Origin of the sequence: Streptomyces sp., from assembly GCF_050698815.1 — a bacterium.
Classification (GTDB): Bacteria; Actinomycetota; Actinomycetes; order Streptomycetales; family Streptomycetaceae; genus Streptomyces.
In genome coordinates this window covers 1-5277 of record NZ_JBOHCV010000642.1, presented here as the reverse complement: position 1 = coordinate 5277, position 5277 = coordinate 1, and the positions used below count along the sequence as shown (strand labels likewise).

Annotated in this window: 3 protein-coding genes and 2 pseudogenes; 3 read left to right on the top strand and 2 right to left on the bottom strand. The window is 71.0% G+C overall.

Annotated elements, in window-relative coordinates; translation table 11 throughout:
- Both ACRDP3_RS23095 and ACRDP3_RS23090 read right to left on the bottom strand, forming a co-directional pair.
- Positions 1-1424, bottom strand: a pseudogene (locus ACRDP3_RS23095) (glutamate synthase subunit alpha); the annotation flags it as partial.
- Between the two features lie 381 nt (positions 1425-1805).
- Positions 1806-2555, bottom strand: a complete 750-nt coding sequence (locus tag ACRDP3_RS23090) for a VIT1/CCC1 transporter family protein (protein WP_431518916.1) — start codon at positions 2553-2555, stop codon at positions 1806-1808.
- A 357-nt stretch (positions 2556-2912) separates the two neighbouring features.
- Between ACRDP3_RS23090 and ACRDP3_RS23085 the strand changes: the two genes are divergently transcribed.
- From ACRDP3_RS23085 to ACRDP3_RS23075, 3 genes and pseudogenes are all read left to right on the top strand, one after another.
- A complete protein-coding gene (locus ACRDP3_RS23085) occupies positions 2913-3953 on the top strand; it encodes a LacI family DNA-binding transcriptional regulator (protein WP_431518915.1) in 1041 nt (346 codons plus the stop codon).
- Positions 3950-4906 carry a carbohydrate ABC transporter permease gene (locus ACRDP3_RS23080; protein ID WP_431518914.1) on the top strand — a complete coding sequence of 319 codons (957 nt, stop codon included), beginning with the start codon at positions 3950-3952 and terminating at the stop codon, positions 4904-4906. Before ACRDP3_RS23085 ends, ACRDP3_RS23080 begins: the two co-directional genes overlap by 4 nt.
- A pseudogene (locus ACRDP3_RS23075) lies at positions 4903-5277 on the top strand (carbohydrate ABC transporter permease); the annotation flags it as partial. The gene ACRDP3_RS23080 and the pseudogene ACRDP3_RS23075, both read left to right, overlap by 4 nt.

Sequence of the window (5277 nt, the reverse complement as noted above, 5' to 3'; positions counted from 1 at the left end):
TCGGTGTAGCCGAACGTCTGCTGGCGGCGGGTGACGCTGGCGTGCGTGTGCACGACGTGCTCGCGCTCGGGCAGGTCGTCGAGGCGGATCAGCCCCGCGTGCAACCACTCGTCGTAGGGCGCTGCGGCGGCCAGCGACGACTTGATCTCGTCGTCCTCGACGACCCGGTGCTCGTCGAGGTCGACGAGGAACATCCGGCCCGGCTGTAGCCGGCCCTTGCGAACGACTGTCGCCGGGTCGAGGTCGAGCACGCCCGCCTCCGAGGCGAGCACCACGAGGCCGTCCTCCGTCACCCAGAACCGGCCGGGGCGCAGCCCGTTGCGGTCGAGCAGCGCGCCGACCCGGGAGCCGTCGGTGAACACCACGCATGCCGGGCCGTCCCAGGGCTCCATCACCGCGCTGTGGAACTCGTAGAACGCCCGCCTCTCGGCGTCCATCTCGGAGTGGTTCTCCCACGCCTCCGGGATCATCATGAGCATCGCGTGTGCGAGGCTTCGCCCGCCGAGATGGAGGAGCTCGAGCACCTCGTCGAAGCTGGCCGAGTCGCTGGCGGCCGGTGTGCAGACCGGGAAGAGCCGGGACAGGTCACCGGGAACCAGGTCGCTCGCGAGCTGCGACTCACGCGCGCGCATCCAGTTGCGGTTGCCCATGACGGTGTTGATCTCGCCGTTGTGCGCGACGAAGCGGTACGGGTGGGCGAGCGGCCAGCTCGGGAAGGTGTTGGTGGAGAAGCGGGAGTGCACCAGCGCGATGGCGCTGGCGAAGCGGCGGTCGGACAGGTCCGGGAAGAAGGGCTCCAGCTGCCCGGTGGTGAGCATGCCCTTGTAGACGAGAGTGCGCGCGGACAGCGACGGGAAGTACACCCCGGCCTCCCGCTCGGCGCGCTTGCGCAGCACGAAAGCGAGCCGGTCCAGGGCGATGCCCGTACGGACGGACTCGGCGCCCTCGTCGGCCGCGTCGGCGACGAACAGCTGCCGGAAGGACGGCATCGTCGCGCGGGCGCCCGGGCCGAGCAGCTCGGGGGCGACCGGCACCTCGCGCCAGCCCAGGATCCGGAGCCCCTCCTCGGACGCCAGCGTCTCGATGTGCGAGACGGCGGTGGCGGCCTCGGCCTCCTCAGCGGGCAGGAAGGCGATGCCGACGGCGTAGCCGCCCGCCTCCGGCAGGGTGAAGTCGACGGTTTCGCGCAGGAAGGCGTCCGGGACCTGCGACAGCACACCGGCGCCGTCGCCGGTGTCCGGGTCCGAGCCGGTGGCACCGCGGTGCTCCAGATTGCGCAGTACGGTCAGCGCCCGCTCGACGAGCTCGTGGCTCGCCTCACCCGTCAAGGTCGCCACGAAGCCGACGCCGCAGGCGTCGTGCTCGTATCGGGGGTCGTACATCCCCTGCTTGGCAGGGTGGGCGGCCAGAGACGCTGCACGCATCGGCTCTCCCGTCGTCGTCGTGGCTGGGGGTGCCTCCCAGGCGGAGCCTGGGGAAACCAAGTGCCGAGGGACGACGTCGGCCCTCTGCGCAGAACAGAATTTCGTGGAGATTACATGATGGACCACGCACCGGAAAACGGATGCCACGTCTCAGCATGCAGACTCCATGGTCACATGCCGATACGCGAGAGGGTGGTCCTCCAGGCCGGCTACGGGGGTGCGGATGGCCCCTGTACAGCGGCCTTGCGCTCTGACCCGGTGCAAGCGTCATTGCTCGCGGGCCTTTCGGCTTCTGCCCGGCCTCGAACGATCTGAAACCGTGGAGTAACAACAAGATCGTGCCCCGCCACCCGCCTCCGAAGCGCGTGCGGACGCCACCACTCAGCCCACAGCCACACCGAAGGCCACCCCCAAACCGTACGTCACCGCCGCCGCGCCGGCACCGAGCCCCAGCTGCCGCAACCCGCTGTACCACCACCGCCGCGCCGTCACCCGCGCCACCACCGCACCACAGGCGAACAGCCCCAGCAGCGCCAGCACCACCGCGGGCCACAGCTCCGTCGTACCGAGCAGATACGGCAGTACGGGCACGAGAGCGCCGAGGGAGAAGGACAGGAACGAGGAGACCGCCGCGAGGGCCGGCGAGGGCAGGTCTCCCGGGTCGACGCCCAGTTCCTCGCGGGCGTGCGTCTCCAGGGCCTGCTCGGGGTTCTGGTGCACCTGTCTGGCGACCTCCATCGCCAGCCGGGTGTCCACGCCCCGCGACTCGTAGACCTCGGCCAGCTCCTGCAGCTCGTCGTCGGGGTGACGGCGCAGCTCGCGCCGCTCCACCTCCAGCTCGGCCTGCGCCAGCTCACGCTGCGAGGCGACGGAGGTGTACTCGCCCGCGGCCATCGAGAACGCGCCGGCGGCCAGGCCGGCGAGCCCGGAGATCACGATGGTCTGGGAGGAGGCGGAGCTGCCCGCGACGCCCGTCATCAGGCCGAGGTTGGAGACCAGCCCGTCCATCGCGCCGAACACGGCGGGCCGCAGCCAGCCGCCTTGGACGTCCCGGTGGGTGTGATGGGTGTGGTCGTGCCCGCGGGAGTGGTTCTCCCGGCCGGACCCGGCCGCCGCTTCGTCGCTCTCCATGCCCGCCCTGTCAGGATCCGCCGTCGCCCTGCCACGGCGCGCCGATCGCCGGCGCCGCCTTCCGGCCCTTCGAAGCTCCAGCTCCTCGAAGCTCCGGCTTCTTCGAAGATATGCGCGAAGCCACGCCGCCCGCCAGCAAGGAAGGCCGAACTTACCTGGTGACGGGCAGGCTGACGGGCGCGTTCCCGGAGCGTTTCCGGCGCGTTCCGTGAACCGTCGCTGTGGGAACCGGGTCACACCCCATTGACGCCCGGGCACGAGGGGCGCACCATTCCCGTCACTCGATCTGTAAACGTTTCCAGTGATGGCCGTCACAGCCCATCACGGCAGCCAGGAAGCCAGCGAAGGGGCGATTTTGTGGTGACGACAGGCGGGCCCCCCACCGTCGAGACGATCGCCGAGCGGGCCGGCGTCTCCATCGCCTCGGTCTCCCGGGTCCTCAACGGGCACGGAGCTCGGCCCGACACCGTCGCGCGGGTCCGGCGCGCGGCACAGGAGATGGGCTACGTACCCAACGCCGTGGCCCGGTCGCTCAAGGGCGGGCGGTCCATGCAGCTGACCTTCGCCATGCAGGACATCGGCAACCCCGTCTACGTCGCGATGGTCCGCCAGATCCAGTCGCTCACCAAGGGCCACGGCTACCGCCTGCTCCTGCACTCCACGGACGCCGTCGTCGAGGACGAGCTCGCAGTCGTGCGCAGCCTCGCCGACCGTACGAGTGACGGACTGGTGCTGTGCCCCATCCGCATCACGCCGGAGCACCTCGAGGCGCTCCGCACCGCGGCACAGCCGGTCGTCGTCATCGGCTCACTCCCCGAGGACGCGCCGGTGGACAGTGTCCGCGCCGACTCGGTCACCGGCTCCGAGCTGGCCGTACGCCATCTGATCGAGACCGGACGCCGCCGCATCGCCTTCATCAACGGGCCCACCGACACCGTCCCCGGACGCAACCGCCACCGCGGCTACCACCAGGCCCTGGAGGCCTGCGGCATCCAGGCCGATGCCGCTCTGGCGGAGACCACGGACTTCACCATCGAGGCGGGCGCGCAGGCCATGCACCGGCTGCTGGAAGCCGCCCCGGGCGCCGACGCCGTCTTCTGCGCCAACGACCAGCTGGCGCTGGGCGCCGCGCAGGCGCTGCACTCCAGCGGCCTGCGCATCCCCGAGGACGTCGCGGTCGTCGGAATGGACGACACGGTCCTGGTACGGGCCGGCTGGCCGCCGCTGAGCAGCGTCGACCTCGGCTCCGCCGAGCGCGGCCGGATCGCGGCCCAGATGCTGCTGGACCGGATCGCCGAACGCGGCGACGGCGCCGCCCGGGCACCGGCACGGTCGCGCACCGCCACACCGCGGCTGGTCGTGCGCGCCTCCTCCGCACCGGTGGAGGTGGCCCGATGAGCGTCACCGCCCCTCAGGCTCCCCGGCCGCTGGAGCGCGGCACTCCACCGCCCCGCTCCCCGCGCGAGCGCAGGATCGCGCTCGGCCTGGACCGCGACGCGTGGTTCCTGCTGCTGCCGGCGCTCATCCCGATCCTGGTGCTGAGCGTGGGACCGCTGCTGTACGGACTGTCGCTGGCCTTCACCGACGCCCAGTCCGGCCGCACCGAGGTGGCCCGGTTCGCCGGCCTCGACAACTTCGCGGACCTGCGGCTGGACTCACTCTTCTGGGACTCCTTCAAGATCGGGCTGGTCTGGGCGGTGAGCGTGACCGCCCTGCAGTTCGTGCTGGCGCTGGGGCTGGCCGTCCTGCTCAACCAGAATCTCCGCTTCCGGTGGCTCGCCCGCACGCTCGCGCTCGTACCGTGGGCGATGCCGGAGGTCGTCATCGGCATCATGTGGCGGCTGGTCTACCACCAGGACGCGGGCATCCTGAACGCCACCCTGCGCGATCTGCACCTGCTCTCCGGCGACATCGACTGGCTCTCGAGCGTCTCCCTCGCACTGCCCGCCGTGATCGTGGTCGGGGTCTGGGCGGGAATGCCGCAGACGACGGTGGTGCTGCTGGCGGGTCTGCAGAACGTCCCGCACGAACTGCACGAGGCGGCCGCCCTGGACGGCGCCGGCCTGTGGCGCCGCTTCCGCACGGTGACCTGGCCGACGCTGAAGCCGGTCGTGCTCTCGATCACCGCGCTGAACTTCATCTGGAACTTCAACTCCTTCGGCCTGGTCTATGTGCTGACCAACGGCGGGCCGGGCGGCAAGACGCGGCTGCCGATGCTCTTCGCCTACGAAGAGGCCTTCCGCTACGGGCAGTTCGGCTACGCCGCCGCGATGGGTGTGGTGATGGTCGCCGTCATCGCCGTGCTGCTGACGATCTTCCTGCGCAACCGTCTGAAGGAGGCCGACCAGTGAGCTCTGCTCAGCGCACGCCGGGCCAAGCCCGGCGGGGACGCCGGCTGGGCCGCACCGGCCAAGCCGCCCAGTATGCCGCCCTGATCTGCTACCTGGTGTTTCTGGCCTTCCCGCTGTTCTGGCTGATCTCCACTGCCTTCAAGGCGCCGCAGGAACTGGGGTCGGTGGATCCGGCATGGCTGCCGGAGCATCCGTCCCTGGACAGCTTCACCGCCGCCTTCGGGCAGCAGCCGCTGGCCCGCTCCGCGCTCAACAGCCTGATAGTGGCGGGCAGCGCGGCTGCGATCTCCGTGGCGGTGGCGGTGCCCGCGGCGTACGCGATGGTGCGCTACCGCTCACCGGTCAGCAAGGCGGCGACAGGGTGGATCCTG

What these genes read in the sequence shown, in the direction of transcription:
- ACRDP3_RS23080 (WP_431518914.1), top strand. Translation starts at nt 3,950, where the DNA reads ATGAGCGTCACCGCCCCTCAGGCTCCCCGGCCGCTGGAGCGCGGCACT.
- ACRDP3_RS23090 (WP_431518916.1), bottom strand. Translation starts at nt 2,555, where the DNA reads ATGGAGAGCGACGAAGCGGCGGCCGGGTCCGGCCGGGAGAACCACTCC.